At 70.9% G+C, this 18,991-nt stretch carries 17 protein-coding genes; 14 read left to right on the top strand and 3 right to left on the bottom strand.

What is annotated here, in order from left to right; all coding sequences use genetic code 11:
• Positions 1-88: 88 nt before the first annotated feature.
• From AC5P09_RS25440 to AC5P09_RS25425, 4 genes are all read left to right on the top strand, one after another.
• Positions 89-1,198: an NAD(P)H-dependent flavin oxidoreductase gene (locus AC5P09_RS25440; protein ID WP_493876091.1), complete on the top strand. Its 1,110-nt coding sequence runs from the start codon at positions 89-91 to the stop codon at positions 1,196-1,198.
• Positions 1,195-2,745, top strand: coding sequence for an acyl-CoA synthetase (locus tag AC5P09_RS25435; protein WP_493876090.1), 1,551 nt, complete (start codon positions 1,195-1,197; stop codon positions 2,743-2,745). Before AC5P09_RS25440 ends, AC5P09_RS25435 begins: the two co-directional genes overlap by 4 nt.
• A 218-nt stretch (positions 2,746-2,963) precedes the next feature.
• Positions 2,964-3,830, top strand: a complete 867-nt coding sequence (gene sigJ / locus AC5P09_RS25430; protein ID WP_493876089.1) for an RNA polymerase sigma factor SigJ — start codon at positions 2,964-2,966, stop codon at positions 3,828-3,830.
• Between the two features lie 150 nt (positions 3,831-3,980).
• The gene (locus AC5P09_RS25425) at positions 3,981-5,480 is read left to right on the top strand and encodes an acyl-CoA synthetase (RefSeq protein ID WP_493876088.1); all 1,500 of its coding nucleotides are present in this window, start codon (positions 3,981-3,983) and stop codon (positions 5,478-5,480) included.
• A gap of 12 nt (positions 5,481-5,492) precedes the next feature.
• Here the strand turns inward: AC5P09_RS25425 and paaK are convergent, their stop codons facing one another.
• Positions 5,493-6,806, bottom strand: a complete 1,314-nt coding sequence (paaK, locus tag AC5P09_RS25420) for a phenylacetate--CoA ligase PaaK (RefSeq protein WP_493876087.1) — start codon at positions 6,804-6,806, stop codon at positions 5,493-5,495.
• Between the two features lie 292 nt (positions 6,807-7,098).
• Here paaK and AC5P09_RS25415 point away from each other — a divergent pair, with 292 nt between their 5' ends.
• From AC5P09_RS25415 to AC5P09_RS25405, 3 genes are read left to right on the top strand one after another with little or no spacing between them, the layout of a single operon-like run.
• Positions 7,099-7,335, top strand: coding sequence for a bacteriocin immunity protein (locus AC5P09_RS25415; protein ID WP_493876086.1), 237 nt, complete (start codon positions 7,099-7,101; stop codon positions 7,333-7,335).
• Positions 7,336-7,380: 45 nt separating this feature from the next.
• On the top strand, positions 7,381-8,244 hold the full coding sequence (locus tag AC5P09_RS25410) for an alpha/beta fold hydrolase (protein WP_493876085.1): 864 nt from the start codon (positions 7,381-7,383) through the stop codon (positions 8,242-8,244).
• A gap of 38 nt (positions 8,245-8,282) precedes the next feature.
• On the top strand, positions 8,283-8,996 hold the full coding sequence (locus tag AC5P09_RS25405; protein ID WP_493876084.1) for an alpha/beta fold hydrolase: 714 nt from the start codon (positions 8,283-8,285) through the stop codon (positions 8,994-8,996).
• 3 nt (positions 8,997-8,999) lie between these two features.
• On the opposite strand, the gene AC5P09_RS25400 is transcribed toward AC5P09_RS25405, so the two are convergent.
• Positions 9,000-10,829, bottom strand: a complete 1,830-nt coding sequence (locus AC5P09_RS25400; RefSeq protein WP_493876083.1) for an alkaline phosphatase family protein — start codon at positions 10,827-10,829, stop codon at positions 9,000-9,002.
• A gap of 116 nt (positions 10,830-10,945) precedes the next feature.
• Complete coding sequence (locus tag AC5P09_RS25395) at positions 10,946-12,565, bottom strand: acyl-CoA synthetase (protein ID WP_493876082.1); 1,620 nt, start codon at positions 12,563-12,565, stop codon at positions 10,946-10,948.
• A gap of 178 nt (positions 12,566-12,743) precedes the next feature.
• On the opposite strand from AC5P09_RS25395, the gene AC5P09_RS25390 reads away from it, so the two are divergent.
• The 7 genes from AC5P09_RS25390 (at position 12,744) to AC5P09_RS25360 (ending at position 18,747) form a co-directional block, all read left to right on the top strand.
• Positions 12,744-13,544: a crotonase/enoyl-CoA hydratase family protein gene (locus tag AC5P09_RS25390; RefSeq protein ID WP_493876081.1), complete on the top strand. Its 801-nt coding sequence runs from the start codon at positions 12,744-12,746 to the stop codon at positions 13,542-13,544.
• Between the two features lie 47 nt (positions 13,545-13,591).
• Positions 13,592-14,542, top strand: a complete 951-nt coding sequence (locus tag AC5P09_RS25385) for a Zn-ribbon domain-containing OB-fold protein (RefSeq protein WP_493876080.1) — start codon at positions 13,592-13,594, stop codon at positions 14,540-14,542.
• A complete protein-coding gene (locus AC5P09_RS25380) occupies positions 14,543-15,574 on the top strand; it encodes a thiolase family protein (protein WP_493876079.1) in 1,032 nt (343 codons plus the stop codon).
• The gene (locus tag AC5P09_RS25375) at positions 15,571-16,737 is read left to right on the top strand and encodes a thiolase family protein (RefSeq protein ID WP_493876078.1); all 1,167 of its coding nucleotides are present in this window, start codon (positions 15,571-15,573) and stop codon (positions 16,735-16,737) included. The genes AC5P09_RS25380 and AC5P09_RS25375 overlap by 4 nt, the downstream gene beginning before the upstream one ends.
• A gap of 83 nt (positions 16,738-16,820) precedes the next feature.
• A complete protein-coding gene (locus AC5P09_RS25370; protein WP_053749912.1) occupies positions 16,821-17,063 on the top strand; it encodes a DUF397 domain-containing protein in 243 nt (80 codons plus the stop codon).
• A gap of 137 nt (positions 17,064-17,200) precedes the next feature.
• Positions 17,201-18,103, top strand: coding sequence for a universal stress protein (locus AC5P09_RS25365; protein WP_493876077.1), 903 nt, complete (start codon positions 17,201-17,203; stop codon positions 18,101-18,103).
• Positions 18,104-18,147: 44 nt separating this feature from the next.
• On the top strand, positions 18,148-18,747 hold the full coding sequence (locus AC5P09_RS25360) for a CGNR zinc finger domain-containing protein (RefSeq protein WP_493876076.1): 600 nt from the start codon (positions 18,148-18,150) through the stop codon (positions 18,745-18,747).
• Positions 18,748-18,991: the final 244 nt, after the last annotated feature.

Below are 18,991 nucleotides of genomic sequence, written 5' to 3'. Positions count from 1 at the left end.
TAGGCGCGGGCTGCTGCGGAGTCCAGAAATCTGACGGAGCATCAGAAAGGCTCTTCCGTCGTCGGGGCGACTGCGGCATCCTGCGCCCATGCAGACGGAGCTGAGCAAGACACTGGGAGTCGAGCACGCCGTCTTCGGCTTCACGCCGTTCCCCGCCGTCGCCGCGGCCATCAGCCGGGCCGGCGGCTTCGGAGTGCTCGGCGCGGTCCGCTACACGGCCCCCGACGACCTCAAACGCGACCTGGACTGGATCGAGGCGAACGTCGACGGCATGCCCTACGGGCTGGATGTCGTCATGCCCGCCAAGAAGGTCGAGGGCGTCACGGAGGCGGACGTGGAGGCGATGATCCCCGAGGGACATCGCCAGTACGTCAAGGACACCCTCGCCAAGTACGGAGTCCCCGAACTCGCCGAGGGCGAGGCCTCCGGCTGGCGCATCACCGGTTGGATGGAGCAGGTCGCCCGCAACCAGCTGGACGTCGCCTTCGACTATCCGATCAAGTTGCTGGCCAACGCGCTCGGTTCGCCGCCCGCCGACGTCATCGAGCGCGCCCACGACCAGGACGTCCTCGTCGCCGCCCTCGCGGGCAGCGCCCGGCACGCCCGCAAGCACGCGGACGCGGGCATCGACATCGTCGTGGCGCAGGGCTACGAGGCGGGCGGCCACACCGGCGAGATCGCCTCGATGGTGCTCACGCCCGAAGTCGTCGACGCCGTCGGCCCGTTGCCCGTCCTCGCGGCCGGCGGTATCGGCAGTGGCCGGCAGGTGGCCGCGGCGTTCGCCCTCGGCGCCCAAGGCGTGTGGCTCGGCTCCCTGTGGCTGACCACCACCGAAGCCGACCTGCACTCAAGCGCCCTGACCCAGAAGCTCCTCGCGGCCGAATCCGGCGACACCGTCCGCTCGCGCGCGCTGACCGGGAAACCCGCACGACAGCTGCGTACCGAATGGACCGACGCCTGGGACGACCCGAACGGACCCGGCACGCTCCCCATGCCCCTGCAGGGACTGCTGGTCGCCGAGGCGGTCTCGCGGATCCAGAAGTACGAGGTGGAGCCGCTGCTCGGGACGCCCGTCGGGCAGATCGTCGGCCGGATGAACAGCGAACGGAGCGTCCAGGAGGTCTTCGACGACCTCACGCGCGGCTTCGAGGAGGCCGTCGACCGCGTCAACCGGATCGCTGGAAGGAGCCAGGAGTGACTCAGCCCCCGATCGGATTCTGGGCCCAGGCCACCGCCGACCCCGAGCGCGGGGTCCTCGTCGCGCCCGACGGCGAGGAGTGGACCGCCGGTCGGCTGCACGCCGAGGCCAACCGGCTGGTGCACGGGCTGCGCGCCGCCGGGCTCGAACGCGGTGACGCCTTCGCCGTCGTCCTGCCCAACGGCGTGGAGTTCTTCACCGCGTACCTCGCCGCCTCGCAGGCCGGCTTCTACCTCGTCCCCGTCAACCACCACTTCGTCGGCCCCGAGATCGCCTGGATCGTCTCCGACTCCGGCGCCAAGGTGCTCCTCACCCACGAACGGTTCGCCGGCCCCGCCCGCCATGCCGCCGACGAGGCCGGCCTCCCCGCCACCCACCGATACGCCGTCGGCACGGTCGAGGGTTTCCGGCCGTACGCCGAACTCCTCGACGGACAACCGGAGTCGCCGCCCGCCGACCGCACCCTCGGCTGGGTCATGAACTACACCTCGGGCACCACCGGCCGTCCGCGCGGCATCCGGCGCCCCCTGCCCGGCAAAGCCCCCGAGGAGGCGTACCTCGGAGGCTTCCTCGGCATCTTCGGCATCCGGCCGTTCGACGACAACGTGCACCTCGTCTGCTCGCCGCTCTACCACACGGCCGTACTCCAGTTCGCCGGCGCGTCGCTGCACATCGGCCACCGCCTGGTCCTGATGGACAAGTGGACGCCCGAGGAGATGCTCCGCCTCATCGACACCCACAAGTGCACGCACACCCACATGGTCCCGACCCAGTTCCACCGGCTGCTGGCCCTCCCGGACGACATCAAGGCGCGCTACGACGTCTCGTCCATGCGGCACGCCATCCACGGCGCCGCCCCCTGCCCTGACCACGTCAAACGAGCCATGATCGACTGGTGGGGCCACTGTGTGGAGGAGTACTACGCGGCCAGCGAGGGCGGCGGTGCCTTCGCGACCACCGAGGACTGGCTGAAGAAGCCCGGCACCGTCGGCAAGGCCTGGCCCATCAGCGAGCTCGCGGTCTTCGACGACGACGGCAACCGGCTGCCGCCCGGCGAACTCGGCACGGTGTACCTGAAGATGAACACCGGCGGCTTCTCATACCACAAGGACGACGCCAAGACGCGCAAGAACCGCATCGGCGACTTCTTCACCGTCGGCGACCTCGGACTCCTCGACGAGGACGGCTACCTCTTCCTCCGCGACCGCAAGATCGACCTGATCATCTCGGGCGGCGTCAACATCTACCCGGCCGAGATCGAGTCCGCCCTGCTCGCCCACCCCGCCGTCGCCGACGCCGCCGCCTTCGGCATCCCGCACGAAGACTGGGGCGAGGAGGTCAAGGCCGTCGTCGAACCCGCCCCCGGCTTCGAGCCGGGCCCCGCCCTCGCCGCCGCGCTCCTCGACCACTGCGCCGGGCAACTCGCCGGGTACAAGCGGCCCAAGAGCGTCGACTTCATCACGGAGATGCCCCGGGACCCCAACGGCAAGCTGTACAAGCGCCGGTTGCGGGAGCCGTACTGGGAGGGCCGTACCCGCCCCGTGTGACCTGCCGGACCTTCCTGAGCCGAGCTGCAGTGCCGACGGACCCCTCGTCGGCGGCCGGCCGTCATGAACGGCGTGCGCGGGGCGGACCGCGCACGCCGCCCGCACTCCCGACCCGCGTTCCCGTTACGCCGAGTGGCGCGACGGGGACGCGGCGGAGTTGACTGGGACCCCGCACCGACGGCGACCACCGCACCGAACGACTGGGAAGGACACGGAAATTGGATACCCCGGAGCCGGCGACCGAGCAGTTCGAGACCTACCGTCCCCTGCTGCTCGGGCTCGCCTACCGGCTGCTCGGCACCATGGGGGACGCCGAGGACATCGTCCACCACGCCCACCTGCGATGGACCGGCACCGAGCCCGCCCAGACCCACGCCCCCCGGGCCTTCCTCGTCACCGTCGTCGCGCGGCTCGCCCTCGACCGGCTCAAGTCGGCCCAGGTGACCCGCGAGACGTACACCGGGCCCTGGCTGCCCGAACCGGTGGCCACCGACGCCCTGGGCCCGCTGGACACGTCCGGGCTGCGGAGCACGGTCGCCTATGCCACCGTCCACTTGATGGAGCGTCTGTCACCCCAGGAACGCGCGGTTTTCGTGCTGCACGAGGCCCTCGAACTTCCGTACGGCGAGATCGCCCGCATCCTCGACGCCACCGAGACGAACTGCCGCCGACTGCATCTGCGCACCGGCCGTCGGCTCGCCGCCGGACGCGACCGGTTCGCGCTCTGTGAGGAGGACCACGCCAAGCTGCTGGCGCGGTTCCTGGAGGCCGCGCAGAGCCGCGACGTGTCCCGGCTGACCGGGCTGCTGACCGAGGACGTCGTCGCCTGGAACGACGGCGGCGGCAAGGTCCGGGCGGCCCTGTGGCCGATCGAGGGCGGCCAGCAGGTCATCCCCTTCGCCGCGGACCTGGTTGCCCGCTACCCCTACGGCACACCGCGCCGCGTGGACGTCAACGGCCGCCCCGCCCTCTCGATCACCGTCGACGGCATCGCCCAGCTCGTCACCATCGACGTGCGTGACGACCGCATCGACGGCATCTACGTGGTCCTCAACCCGGACAAGCTCGGCCACGTCCCCGCCTGACGGGACCTGTGGTCCCGCCCCGGGCGGGACGGGACCACACGATCAGCGCTCGCCGGAGAACGACCGGGTCTGGCCGCTGAAGTGCGGCGAGTTCGACAGCGGTTCCCCGGTGCTTGACCTCCTTCTTCCGCGGACCGAGGATCATGTGTCATGACGCCCGGACACGGCAGCACGGTTGACGGGGTGCTGCGACGCAGCGCCCGACGCACCCCGGCACGGGTGGCGGTGGAGTACGGTGACCGCTCCTGGACGTACGAGGAACTCGACGAGGCCGTGTCCCGCGCGGCGAGCCTCCTGCTCGACCAGGGCCTCGACCCCGGCGACCGGGTCGGCGCCTACGGCCACAACTCCGACGCCTATCTGATCGGCTTCCTCGCCTGCGCCCGCGCGGGCCTCGTGCACGTGCCGGTCAACCAGAACCTCACCGGCGACGACCTGGCGTACCTGGTCGGCCAGTCCGGCAGCAGCCTGGTCCTCACCGACCCCGACCTGGCCGCACAACTTCCCGGCGAGGTCCCTACGTTGCCCCTGCGCGACGCCGAGGACTCCCTGCTGGCACGGCTGGCCACGACACCCGCGTACGACGGTCCCGAACCGCGCAGCGAGGACCTGGTGCAGCTGCTGTACACCTCCGGGACGACGGCGCTGCCCAAGGGCGCGATGATGACGCACCGCGCCCTGGTGCACGAGTACCTGAGCGCGATCACCGCCCTCGACCTCAGCGCGGGCGACCGGCCGGTGCACTCGCTGCCGCTGTACCACTCGGCGCAGATGCACGTGTTCCTGCTGCCCTACCTCGCGGTGGGAGCCACCAACATCATCCTGGACGCGCCGGACGGCGACCGCCTCTTCGAACTGATCGAGACCGGCCGCGCGGACAGCCTGTTCGCCCCGCCCACGGTGTGGATCGGCCTGACGAACCGTGCGGACTTCCCGACCCGTGACCTCAGCGGTCTGCGCAAGGCGTACTACGGCGCGTCGATCATGCCGGTGCCCGTGTTGGAGCGGCTGCGCGAACGCCTCCCGAAACTCGCCTTCTACAACTGCTTCGGGCAGAGCGAGATCGGCCCCCTGGCCACCGTCCTCGCTCCCGACGAGCACAAGGGCCGCATGGACTCCTGCGGCCGTCCCGTCCTCTTCGTGGACGCCCGCGTGGTCGACGAGGACGGCAAGGACGTGCCCGACGGCACGCCCGGCGAAATCGTCTACCGCTCCCCGCAGTTGTGCGAGGGCTACTGGGACAAGCCCGAGGAGACGGCCGAGGCCTTCCGCGACGGCTGGTTCCGCTCCGGCGACCTCGCGGTGCGTGACGCCCACGGCTACTTCACGATCGTCGACCGGGTGAAGGACGTCATCAACTCCGGTGGCGTGGTGATCGCTTCACGCCAGGTCGAGGACGCGCTCTACACCCACGACGCCGTCGCCGAGGCCGCCGTCATCGGCCTGCCCGACGAGCGGTGGATCGAGGCCGTCACGGCGGTCGTCGTCCCGCGCGGCGAGGTCACGGAGGAGGACCTCATCGCCCACGCCCGCGAGAAGCTCCCCCACTTCAAGGCACCGAAGCGGGTGGTGTTCGTGGACGAGCTGCCGCGCAACGCGAGCGGGAAGATCCTCAAGCGGGAGCTGCGGGACCGGTTCGCGGGCCACTGACCTCGACACCCCCTAGCCCGTCCGCAGGTCCACGATCCGCCGGATCTTGCCCACGGACCGCTCCAGCGACTCCGGATCCACGATCTCGACGGCGATCGAGACACCGGTGCCGCCCTTCACGGCCGCCGTGATGGCCCGCGCGGCCGTGTCCCGGTCCTCGGGCGTGGCGTCGGGCCGGGCCTCCGCCCGCACGGTGAGGGCGTCGAGGCGGCCCTCGCGGGTGAGCCGGAGCTGGAAGTGGGGGGCGACACCCGGTGTGCGGAGCACGATCTCCTCGATCTGGGTGGGGAAGAGGTTCACCCCGCGCAGGATCACCATGTCGTCGCTGCGGCCGGTGACCTTCTCCATCCGCCGGAACACCCGGGCCGTACCCGGCAGCAGCCGCGTCAGGTCCCGCGTCCGGTACCGCACGACCGGCATCGCCTCCTTGGTGAGCGAGGTGAAGACCAGCTCGCCCCGCTCGCCGTCCGGCAGCACCTCACCGGTGATCGGGTCGACGACCTCGGGGAAGAAGTGGTCCTCCCACACGTGCAGTCCGTCCTTGGTCTCCACGCACTCCTGCGAGACCCCCGGGCCCATCACCTCCGACAGCCCGTATATGTCCACCGCGTCGATCGCGAACCGCTCCTCGATCTCCTGCCGCATCCGCTCGGTCCAGGGCTCGGCCCCGAAGACACCCACCCGCAGCGAGGTGCCGCGCGGGTCGACGCCCTGCCGCTCGAACTCGTCGAGGATCGTCAGCATGTACGACGGCGTGACCATGATGATCTCGGGCCCGAGGTCCTGGATCAGCTGGACCTGGCGGGCCGTCATACCGCCGGACGCGGGGATGACCGTACAGCCGAGCCGTTCGGCCCCGTAGTGCGCGCCCAGCCCTCCGGTGAACAGCCCGTATCCGTACGCCACATGCACCTTGTCCCCGGCCCGTGCGCCTGCCGCGCGCAGGGAACGGGCCACCATGTCGGCCCACAGGGAGAGGTCGCCCTCGGTGTAACCGACGACGGTCGGGCGGCCGGTGGTGCCGCTGGAGGCGTGGATGCGCCGGATCCGGTCCTGGGGTACGGCGAACATCCCGTACGGATAGTTCTCGCGCAGGTCCGCCTTGGTCGTGAACGGAAAGCGGGCCAGGTCGGCGAGGGAGCGGCAGTCCTCCGGACGAACCCCGGCCTTGTCGAAGGACTGGCGATAGAACGGCACGTTGTCGTAGGCGTGCCGCAGCGATCTCCGCAACCGCTCCAACTGCAGTGCCCGCAACGCCGCTTCGTCGAGCCGCTCTCCCGAGTCGAACCGGTCCGTCGAGCCGGACACATCCGTCGCGTCCACCATCGGCACCTCACCCTCACCAAGCGTGACAATCCAGGCGACCGATCATTCGGTCGAGGTGTTCGGGATCAGTAATCCAGGACACCCGGGCCGAGGCAAGGGGGCGGTTCGGGTTTTCTCGGCGTGGCGCGGCGGAGAATGGGGCCGTGGATCTGAGACCGGAGTTGCTGCGCGATCGCCTGCGTTCAACGCGGACACCGGGCACGAGTACGGGCCGTACGACTTCCTCGCCCACTTCGGATCACGAAGCACGCACGACTTCGCGGTGGAGGCGGGGCGTCCGGTGTGTCCGCGGGTGCCGGACATCACGCGGGACGAACTCGTGGAGATCGTCCGCAGAGTTATGGAGTCGGAGTCGGAGTCGGAGGCGGTGTCGGAGCCGGAACAGGACTATTTCCTGCGGCTGTTCGAGACGAACGTGGCGCACCCGGCGGCGGCCGACCTGATCTTCCATCCGCCCGCCGACCTCGAGGGCGCCTCGGCACAACGCATAGTCGACGCGGCTCTGGCCTACCGGCCCTTCGCCCTCTGAGGAACTCCGTTGCGGGTGCGGCGGGCGGTCGCCATGATCGGTGCCATGCCGACCTTCACCGCGCCCGACGGGACCGAACTCGCCTACCACGTCCGGGGCGAGGGCACCCCGCTCGTCGTGCTGCCCGGAGGGCCGATGCGTGCCTCCGGCTATCTCGGGGATCTGGGGGGACTCGCCGTGCATCGGCGGCTGGTGCTGCTCGACCTGCGCGGAACCGGTGGCTCCGCGGTGCCGGCGGATCCGGCGACCTACCGGTGCGACCGGCTCGTGGACGATGTGGAGGCGTTGCGGGCCCATATGGGGCTCGCGCACATGGACGTGCTCGGGCACTCGGCGGGCGGGAGTCTGGCCATGCTGTACGCGGCCCGGTACCCGGCGCGGGTGGGGCGGCTGGTGCTGGTCACGGCGACACCCTGGGCGTTGGGCATGCCGGCGACGGGCGAGGACCGGCTGGCCGCGGCGCGGCTGCGGGCGGATGAGCCGTGGTTCGAGGAGGCGTTCCCCGCCTTCGAGGCCTGGGTGGCAGGAAAGGGTGACTTCGACCCGGCGTTCCTGCCCTTCTTCTACGGGCGCTGGGACGAGGCGGCGAAGGCCCACGACGCCCGCGCGGACGAGCAGTGCAACGACGAGGCCGCCGACCGGTACGGCTCCGAGGGCGCCTACGACCCGCCGACGACCCGGACCGCCCTCGCGAGCCTGGACTCGCCCGTCCTCGTCCTCGCCGGCGAGCTCGACGGCGGCCCGCGGCCCGAACTCGCCCGCCGATCCGCCGAGGTGTTCCCGAACGCCGAGTTCGCGGTCCAGCCCGGCGCGGGGCACTACCCCTGGCTGGACGACCCGGAGTGGTTCGTACGGCGTGCCGTCGCGTTCCTGGACGGAGACGAGGTCTCTCTGCCCTCGGCAGAGTAACCGTGTGACCCGGTGCCCCTCTGGCTACGTTGCCCGGCATGGACACCCTCAAGGCGAACGGCATCACCCTCGCGTACCGCACCTGGGGCGCCGAGGACGCGCCGCCCGTCCTCCTGCTCCACTCCCGCGGAGCCGACGGCGCCGACTGGACGCCGGTCGCCGAGCGACTCGCCACGGGACCGCGCCCGCGCCGGGTCTACGCCCCCGACCTGCGCGGCCACGGGCACAGCGACTGGCCGGGCACGCAACCGGGTGCCGGGCAGGAGGCGTACGCGTACGAGGCCATGCGCGACGACGTCCTCGCCTTCCTCACCGGCCTCGGCATCGGCCGCGTCGACGTCGTCGGGCACTCACTGGGAGGTGCCGTCGCCTGCCTGCTCGCAGCAGCATGCGCCCGAGGTGGTACGCCGCCTCGTCCTGGAGGACGTACCGCGCCGCTGCCCCTCGATCCACCCCGAGCGCCCACCGAACGACCCGACGGAGCCCTGCCGTTCGACTGGGCCATGGTGCGGGCCACCGACGCACAGCGCAACGCCCCTGATCCTGTGTGGTGGGACCACATGGGGCGGATCACCATGCCGACGCTGCTCATCGCAGGCGGGCCGACCAGCCTGATACCGCAGGACCAGGTCACCGCGCTCGCCGAACCCCTTGCCGACGCCCGCCTGGTGACGATCGACGCCGGGCATCTGGTGCACGAGAGCCGGCCGGCGGAGTTCCTCGCCGTCGTGGAGGCGTTCCTGGCGGCGTGAACCTCACTTGGCGTACGCCGTCATGAAGCGGTCGCGGAACTTGTCCATGCCCCACTGCGGAGCGTTCTCGGCGGGCTTGAGGCCCTCCGTCCAGCCCCAGTCGGAGATCCTGTCGAGCACCTTCTGGTCGCGGGCGACGATCGTGATCGGCACGTCCTTGCTGGTGTCGCCCGCGGTGACGGTCGGGACGGGCTGGTGGTCGCCGAGGAAGACGAGGACGGTGTCGTCGTCGCCGTAGCGCTCGACCCACTCGGTCAGGCTGTCGACGGAGTACTGGATGGACTTGCGGTACTCGGTGCGCACGCGCTTCTGGTCCTTCCACACCTGCGTGGGGTTCGTGCCCTCCTTCTTGATCTGGTGGAAGACCGAACCGTCACCGAGGTCCTCCCAGTCGATCATGCGCGCGTTGGGGGACCAGGGGTTGTGGCTGGAGGCGAGAATGATCTCGGCCATGATCGGGTCACGGTTCTTCTTGCCGTGCTCCAGGCGTTCGAAGGCCTCCAGGCTGAACTGGTCGGGCACGGGCGTCCAGCTGAAGTACGGGCCCTGGTAGCCGAGGTGCTCGGAGTCGTAGATGTGGTCGAGGCCGAAGAACTTGCCCTCGGGCCAGGCCTTCCGCACACCCGGGACGATGCCGACCGTGCGCCAGTCACCGGTCTTCTGGAAGTAGCTGGTGAGGGTCGCCCGGTCGCCCGTGGTCAGACTCCCGTACCGCTGCTGGTTCTTGACCCACAGGCCGGACAGGAACGTCGAGTGGGCGAGCCAGCTGCCGGCCCCCGTCACCGGCGACCTGAGCCAGGCGCTGCGCGACGCGAACCCGGCCGCCTCCAACCTGCTCGTGCCCTCCTTGAGGGTCGCGTCCATCTCCGGTGCCATCTCCGGGTCGTCGATCGCGACCCGGCCGTAGCTCTCGACGAAGGTGAACAGGACGTCCTTGCCGCGCAGTCCGGTCAGCAGCTGGTCGGGCGGTGTGTCGGCGAAGGCGTCGACGGCGGCCTGCTTCTTGAAGACCTGGGCGTCCCCGAGGCCGTCGCGCACCTGCTGCACACGGTTGGCGAGGTATTCGGTGTTGCCCTTGGTGGCGACCGCGAGACCGCCGAACTGCACGCCCAGAGTGAAGCAGGTGATCCACGCGGTGGCGAGGACGAGGACCGTGGGGACGGCCACGGGTCGGTTTCGGGCCATCACGTTCGTCAGCCGCACCACGGCGAGCGTGCTCAGCACGAGCACGGCAACAATCAGGACGATCACCCCGGTCACCGCGAGCACCTGACCTGAGCGGCCGAACGACTCCCTGAGGAAGTCCGTCGCACCCTCCAGCAGAATCCAGTCGAAGACCAGGTCGAACGGCCGGGCCAGGAACTGGCGGAAGCCGATGTCGAGGAACTTCAGGACGGTGAACAGTCCGAGGAACACCCCCGAGACGACGCTCGCGATCCGCCGTGGCTTCGGAGGCAGCATGAGCAGCACGCCTGCCAGCAGGATCGCTTCGGCGGGGATGCGGAGGAACCACTGGAGCGAGATCCGGTCGAGCCGGGCGGGCATGAGCAGCGAGCCGAGCACCAGCACACCGGCCAGCACAGTTGTTCCCACGCTCACGCCGCGTGCCGTACGGGGGTAGCGACGGCGCCAGCCGAACCAGCCTGGTGACGGTGAGTCCGCCGTTTCGACGGCGCCGGTTTGCTCGACGACGTCCTCTCCCGTCTGCTTTCCCGTCTCCTGTGCCGTCTCCTGGGGCGCTCTCGTCTCCTCTGCCGCCGCGGCGGTGTCACCGTCCGCCTCCGCCCCGCCCTCGGTGTCCGGCAGTTGGCGAGAGCGAGTGAAGAGCGACACCCGATGGTCCTTCCGTGCGGTCGTGCAATGGCATGGCAAACATGGCCCTGGGGCCGAGCCTGCCATCACCAGTACGTCCGCACGTCACCTTCGGTTCAATCGCACGGGTCCGAGATTCACCCGTCCGCGGCCACTGCCACCTCCCGCGCCCACCGGTAGTCCGCCTTGCCGCTGGGCGAGCGCCGCACGGCCTCCGTGATCACCAGTTGACGCGGGACCTTGTACCCGGCGAGCCGGGACCGGCAGTGCGCCTGGACGTCCTCCAGGGACGGCCGGACCGCCCCCTCGCGCAACTGCACCACGGCCGCCACATGGTGGCCCCACTTCACGTCCGGCACCCCGGCGACCAGCGCGTCGTACACGTCCGGATGGGATTTGAGCGCCTGCTCGACCTCCTCCGGATACACCTTCTCGCCGCCCGTGTTGATGCACTGCGAGCCCCGGCCGAGGACGGTGACCACGCCCTCCTCGTCGACGGTGGCCATGTCGCCGAGCAGCACCCACCGCTCGCCGTCCTTCTCGAAGAAGGTCTCGGCGGTCTTGTGCGGGTCGCTGTAGTAGCCGAGCGGCACATGGCCGCACTGCGCGACCCGGCCCACCTCGCCGACCGCGACCGGCTCGTACGTCGCAGGATCGACCACCTGGGTACGGGAGTTGACGCGGACGCGGAAGCCGCGCTCGGGGCCGGAGTCCTCCGTAGCCGTACCGTTGAAGCCGGACTCGGAGGAGCCGAAGTTGTTGAGCAGCATCACATTCGGGACGAGCGCCTGGAACTGCCGGCGGACCGTGTCCGACATGATCGCCCCCGACGACGACACGCTGAACATCGACGACATGTCGGTGCCCTTCAGCGGACCTTCCAGCGCGTCGATCAGGGGCCGCAGCATCGCGTCGCCCACCAGCGACATGCTGGTGACCTTCTCCGTCTCGATCGTCCGCAGCACCTCCTCGGGCACGAACTTGCGGTGCAGCACGACCCGCTGACCGAAGTTGAACCCGATGAACGCGGTGAGCGTGGAGGTGCCGTGCATCAGCGGGGGAGCCGGGAAGAAGGTGATCCCCGCACCACCGGCCGCGACCCGCTCGGCGAGTTCCTCCGGCTTCTTCACCGGTTCGCCGGTCGGCGCGCCGCCGCCGAGCCCCGAGAAGAACAGGTCCTCCTGGCGCCACATCACGCCCTTGGGCATCCCCGTGGTTCCACCGGTGTAGATGATGAACTGGTCGTCGCCCGACCGGGAGGGGAACCCGCGCTCCGGGGAGCCGGAGGCTTCCGCCGCCGCGAAATCCACGGCGGCCACCTCGGCCGCCCCCGGCGCCGGCGTCCCGACCCGCACCAGATGCCGCAGCGCGTCCGTGTGCGGCAGCGCCGCCGCCACCCGGTCCGTGAACTCCGCGTCGAAAACCAGGGCCACCAGATCGGCGTCCCGGTAGAGATAGACCAACTCGTCCTCTACGTAACGGTAGTTGACGTTGACCGGCACGATCCGCGCCTTCAGGCACCCCAGCACGGTCTGGAGGTACTCGACGCCGTTGTAGAGGTGCAGCCCGACATGCTCGCCGGGACGTACCCCGCTGTCGAGGAGATGGTGGCCGACGCGGTTGGCGGCGGCGTCCAGTTCCGCGTAGGTCAGCCGGCGCTCCGCTCCCGTACCGGGGTGGTCGATGTACACGAGCGCCTCGCGGTCCGCGACCACGTCGACGACCGACTCGAACAGGTCGGCAAGGTTGTACTCCACCGCTCCTCCTGACCTCGGACGGGCCCTGGTGCTTCGACGGTTCGCCGCCATCTGAGCAAAGGGGGCCGCAACTGTGAAGGGTCCGCGTCGAAGAAATCTGACTGAGTGTCAGAAAACCCTTGAAGTGCCCAGGCGCCTCCTGCAACCTGTTCTCGTTCTTTCAGAGGGGAGATGGGCAATGGGTGGGACGGAACACCTCACCGTGCGGCGCGAAGGCGCCACACTGGTGCTCACGCTCAACAGGCCCGACGCCAGGAACGCGCTCTCGCTGTCCATGCTCGTCGGCCTGTACGACGGCTGGCTCGAGGCCGACGAGGCCGACGAGGTCCGCTCGATCGTGCTCACCGGCGCGGGCGGCGCGTTCTGCGCCGGCATGGACCTCAAGGCCCTCGCCGGCCGGGGAATGGAGGGCGAGCAGCACCGGGACCGGCTCAAGGCCGACCCGGACCTGCACTGGAAGGCGATGCTGCGCCACCACCGCCCCCGCAAACCGGTGATCGCCGCCGTCGAGGGGTACTGCGTCGCCGGAGGCACCGAGATCCTCCAGGGCACCGACATCCGGGTCGCGGGCGAGTCGGCGACCTTCGGGCTCTTCGAGGTCAAACACGGACTGTTCCCGATCGGCGGCTCCACCGTCCGGCTGCAACGGCAGATCCCGCGCACCCACGCCCTGGAGATGCTCCTCACCGGCCGCCCCTACACCGCCCGCGAGGCCGCGGGCATCGGTCTGATCGGCCACGTCGTCCCCGACGGCACGGCACTCGACAAGGCCCTCGAGATCGCCGAACGCATCAACGCCTGCGGCCCGCTCGCCGTCGAGGCCGTCAAGGCATCCGTGTACGAGACCGCCGAGATGACCGAGGCCGACGGACTCGCCGCCGAACTCGAGCGCGGCTGGCCGATCTTCGACACCGCCGACGCCAAGGAGGGCGCCCGCGCCTTCGCGGAGAAACGACCGCCCGAGTACAAGCGCGCCTGACCACTCGTACCAGCGCGTCCGACCTCCCGCAGAAGGAGACATCCGGGATGCCCGAAGTCCTCAAAGCGCCGCTCGTCGTCGAGTTCCCCTTCACCCGCTCCCTCGGCCCCGTCCAGAGCGCCTTCCTCACCGGCCTGCGCGAACGCGTCGTGCTCGGGGTGAAGACCGGCGACGGCCGGACGCTCGTCCCACCCGTCGAGTACGACCCCGTCACCGCCGAGGAGATCCGCGACCTCGGCAGCTTTGTCGAGGTAGCCCCCACCGGCACGGTCACCACCTGGGCCTGGAACCACGCCCCCCGCCGCGGCCAGCCCCTGTCCACCCCCTTCGCCTGGGTCCTGGTCCGCCTCGACGGCGCCGACACCGCCCTGCTGCACACCCTCGACGCCCCCGGCCCCGACGCCGTGCACACCGGCATGCGCGTCCGCATCCGCTGGGCCGACGAACGCGCGGGAGCCATCACCGACATCGCCTGCTTCGAGCCGTACGACGGCGACCCGGCCGACCCGACGGGCCACACCGGCGAGTTCGAGAACCCGGTCACCGGCATCGTCGCCCCGGCCCGCCTCGACTACACCTACACGCCCGGCCGCGCCCAGTCCGCCTACATCCACGCACTCGGCGACCGGCGCATCGTCGGCGAGCGGTGCCCGTCCTGCCGAAAGGTGTACGTCCCGCCGAGGGGTGCGTGCCCCACATGTGGTCTCGCGACATCGGAACAGGTGGAAGTGGGTCCCCGAGGCACGGTCACCACCTTCTGCATCGTCAACATCAAGGCGAAGAACCTCGACATCGAGGTGCCGTACGTCTACGCGCACATCGCCCTCGACGGCGCCGACCTCGCCCTGCACGGCCGCATCGGAGGCATCCCCTACGACCGGGTGCGCATGGGCCTGCGCGTCGAACCCGTGTGGACGGAAGGATCCCGCCACCCCGACCACTACCGGCCCACCGGCGAACCCGACGCGGACTACGAGACGTACAAGGAGCTGTTGTAGATGCAGCCACTCAGGGATGTCGCCGTCGTCGCCTTCGCGCACACCGGCCACCTGCGCACCGCCGACGAGCTCTCCGAGGTGGAGATGCTCATGCCCGTCCTGCACGAGGTGCTCGACCGCACCGGCCTGAAGACCGCGGACATCGATTTCACCTGCTCCGGTTCCTGCGACTACCTCGCGGGCCGCGCCTTCTCCTTCACCCTCGCCCTCGACGGGGTCGGCGCCTGGCCGCCGATCTCCGAGTCCCATGTCGAGATGGACGGCGCGTGGGCGCTGTACGAGGCGTGGACCAAGCTCCTGACCGGCGATGCCGACACCGCCCTGGTGTACTCCTACGGCAAGTCGTCACCCGGCTCCGTCCGCGACGTCCTGACCCGACAGCTCGACCCGTACTACGTGGCACCCCTGTGGCCCGACTCCGTCGCCCTGGCCGCCCTCCAGGCGCAGGCACTCATCGACACGGGTGCGACGGACGAGCCCGCCCTGGCCGCCGTGGCGGCCCGTAGCCGCAGCTCGGAGACGGACACCGCGGCCCAGGGGGACTACGTCGTACGGCCCCTGCGCACCGGCGACTGCCCGCCCGTCGGCGACGGCGCCGCCGCGGTCGTCCTCGCGGCCGGGGACCGGGCCCGGGACCTGTGCGCGCGGCCCGCCTGGATCCGGGGCATCGACCACCGCATCGAGGCACACGGCCTCGGCGTCCGCGACCTCACCGACTCACCGTCCGCCCGACTGGCCGCAGAAAAGGCGGGTGCCTTCGAACGGCCCGTCGACACCGCCGAGTTGCACGCACCGTTCAGCTCGCAGGAGGTCGTCCTGCGCAAGGCTCTCCGGCTGGACGACGACGTGCGGGTGAATCCCTCCGGAGGCGCCCTCGCCGCCAACCCGGTCATGGCCGCCGGCCTCATCCGCATCGGCGAGGCCGCCGCCCGCATCCACCGCGGCGCGTCCGACCGGGCCCTCGCCCACGCCACCTCCGGACCCTGCCTCCAACAGAACCTGGTCGCCGTACTCGAAGGGGATCCACGATGAGCAAGGAGCCCGTGGCCGTCGTAGGCATCGGCCAGACCAAGCACGTGGCGGCACGCCGGGACGTGTCCATCGCGGGGCTCGTGCGGGAGGCCGCCCGAAGGGCCCTGGACGACGCCGAGCTGGACTGGGCGGACATCGACGCCGTCGTCATCGGCAAGGCGCCCGACTTCTTCGAGGGCGTGATGATGCCGGAGCTGTACCTGGCCGACGCGCTGGGTGCGGTGGGCAAGCCGATGCTGCGGGTGCACACGGCGGGCTCGGTCGGCGGGTCGACCGCGCTGGTCGCCGCCAATCTGGTGGCGGCAAGGGTCCACGGCACCGTGCTCACCCTCGCCTTCGAAAAGCAGTCCGAGTCCAACGCCATGTGGGGACTGTCCCTGCCCATCCCCTTCCAGCAGCCGCTGCTGGCCGGGGCGGGCGGGTTCTTCGCCCCGCACGTGCGCGCCTACATGCGACGCAGCGGCGCCCCCGACACCGTCGGCTCCCTGGTCGCGTACAAGAACCGGCGCAACGCGCTGAAGAACCCGTACGCGCACCTGCACGAGCATGACATCACCCTGGAGAAGGTCCAGGCCTCGCCCATGCTCTGGGACCCGATCCGCTACTCGGAGACCTGCCCCTCCTCCGACGGAGCCTGCGCGATGGTCCTCACCGACCGCGCGGGAGCCGCCCGCTCGCCCCGGCCGCCCGCCTGGATGCACGGCGGCGCGATGCGCAGCGAACCCACCCTGTTCGCGGGCAAGGACGCCGTGTCGCCGCAGGCCGGCAAGGACTGCGCGGCCGACGTGTACCGGCAGGCCGGGATCGCAGACCCGCGCCGGGAGATCGACGCCGTCGAGATGTACGTGCCGTTCTCCTGGTACGAGCCCATGTGGCTGGAGAACCTCGGCTTCGCCGACGAGGGCGAGGGCTGGAAGCTCACCGAGTCCGGGGTGACCGAACTGGACGGGGACCTGCCCGTCGACATGTCCGGCGGCGTTCTGTCGACGAATCCGATCGGCGCCTCCGGCATGATCCGTTTCGCGGAGGCCGCCCTCCAGGTGCGCGGTCAGGCCGGGGAACACCAGGTGGAGGGGGCCCGCCGGGTGCTCGGGCACGCCTACGGCGGCGGATCCCAGTTCTTCTCCATGTGGCTCGTGGGGTCCGAGCCTCCCGCCTCCTGAAAGGTCCCCCTCACGTGGCCTGTTGGCACCCGGGGCCGATCGCTAGGCTGGCCGCGGACGACGCAATCGGGAGGAGCACGGACGTGGCCGAGACCACCATCCAGCAGCAGCCGCTCATGGGCTGGGACAAGCCCGAGCTGGACCTCAGCAACGCCGACTGGCACTCCAGCAGCCGTGGCCTGGGGGATGTCCAGATCGCCTTTGTCGAGGGATTCATCGCGATGCGCAACAGCGGCCGGCCCGAAAGCCCCTCCCTGATCTTCACACCCGCGGAGTGGGGCGCGTTCGTGTCGGGAGCGAGGGAAGGGGAGTTCGACCTCACGTGACCTGCGTGAGCTGACGGGCCGATCCGGCGGTGTTCCGACCGTTTTTCCGGACACGCGACCTTGAGCGCTCTCCCGGGGCCGATGCTGAGCAAGGCTGACCCCAGGAAGCGAAGGTCGTCTCCGGAGGTGAGGAACGCATGAGCACTCTGCCGGTGGTCGCGGCGGTCGACGGTTCGGACGACAGCCTGCGCGCTCTGGACTGGGCCCTCGACGCCGCCCGTCGGCGCGCGGCGCCGCTGCGGGTGGCCCATGTGCGGCAGTACGCCGCCTGGACCCAGCCAGGAGCCCCGGTCGTCGCGGCGCCGGCGCCGGCGGACGACCAGGTGCTCGCGGACGTGCGCGCCCTTCTGGAGAACCGGGCCGACCTGCCCGACACGGAGTACGTCGGTCTGGACGGGGCCATCGGCGTCCTGCTGCCCGAACTCGGTTCCACCGCCCAGCTGATGGTGCTCGGCTCCCGGGGCCGCGGCGGCTTCACCAGCCTGCTGCTCGGTTCCACCAGCATGGCCGCCGCCCGCGACGCCGAGTGCCCCGTGGTGGTGGTGCCCCGGCCCGGCCGCGAGGTCCACGGCGACGCGCCGGCCGGGCCCGGTCCCCGTGTGGTCGTCGGCCTCCAGGTGGACAGCCCCGACGAGGCCACGCTCGCCTTCGCCTTCACCGAGGCCGCCCTGCGCGGCGCGCGCCTCCAGGTCGTCGCCGCCTACCCGTGGCCCATCCAGAGCTGGGCGGCCCCCGGCGAACTCCTCCCGGTGATGATCGACCAGGACGCCGTCGAGAGTGAGACCCGGGCCCTCGCCGAGGGCTTCCTCGCCCCGCACAGTGCCCGGCACCCCGATGTCCGGGCCGAGCCGTACATCGCGCCGGGCGACGCGGCCGGTCACCTCGTCGCCGCCTCGAAGGACGCCGACCTGGTCGTCGTCGGCCGCCACCGACGCCGCCTGCTGGCACCCGCCCGCATGATGGGCTCCGTCACCCAGGCCGTCCTGCTGCACGCGGCGAGCCCGGTCGCGGTGGTGCCGCCGGCCCCGCCGGAGGACTGAGACACCCCCATTTAATGGATTTCGCCGTGCCTATCATTAGCTCCATGCAGGCCACGATCAGCAGCGATGCCCGCCTCGTCCTCGACCTCGCCCTGACCATCCGGCACGACGGCCACGGCAAAGTCGCCGACGACCTGTCCGACCCCGCCGGTCTCACCGCCTGGGTCCGGGCCCGCCCCGACGCCCTGCCGGAGGCAGCCGGGTTCGTCGCCGACGAGGCCGCTCTCGCCGCCGTCCGTGATCTGCGCGCCGCCGTCCGCGCCCTCTTCGCCCGGGCGGTACGGCCCGCCGAACCGAGCCCCGCCGACGCGGCCCGCCTCCTGCCCCTCGCCGAGGCCGTGCGGCGGCTCAACGCGGCGGCCGCTCGTACGCCCACCGTCCCCGTGCTGCACTGGGCCGACGACGCCGAACCCGTCGTACGGCATGAGGCCGTACGAGGCGGAGGCGAGCTCACCGCGGTGCTCGCGCACGCCGCGATCGCCTTTCTCGACGGTCCCGAGCGGCAGCGGCTGCGGGCCTGCCACGCGCCGCGCTGTGTGCGGTACTTCCTCAAGGAGCACCCGCGCCAGGAGTGGTGCAAGCCGTCCTGCGGCAACCGTGCCCGCGTCGCCCGTCACCACGAACGGCATCGCAAGAGTGCCTAGTGCCCCGGCAGGCAACGCTCGCCCCGTCGCGACGCCCGGCACGCACTCTCGCCGCACCGGCCGAAAGCCCAAGTACATCCAGGCCATCGACGGGGCCTTCCGGCCGGCACGCCGAGAGCACGCACCGGACGCCGCTCCTTGACGGGCAAACGTTGCCTGCCGCGGCACTAGGGGGTGTTTCGAAAGTCCCGCACAGCACCCACGGCGCCCGGCACGCACCCTCGCCGCACCGGCCAAAGACCCA

Source organism: Streptomyces sp. a15, assembly GCF_059026085.1.
The sequence above is the reverse complement of the archived record's forward strand: the minus strand, read 5'-3'. Positions and strand labels throughout refer to the sequence as shown.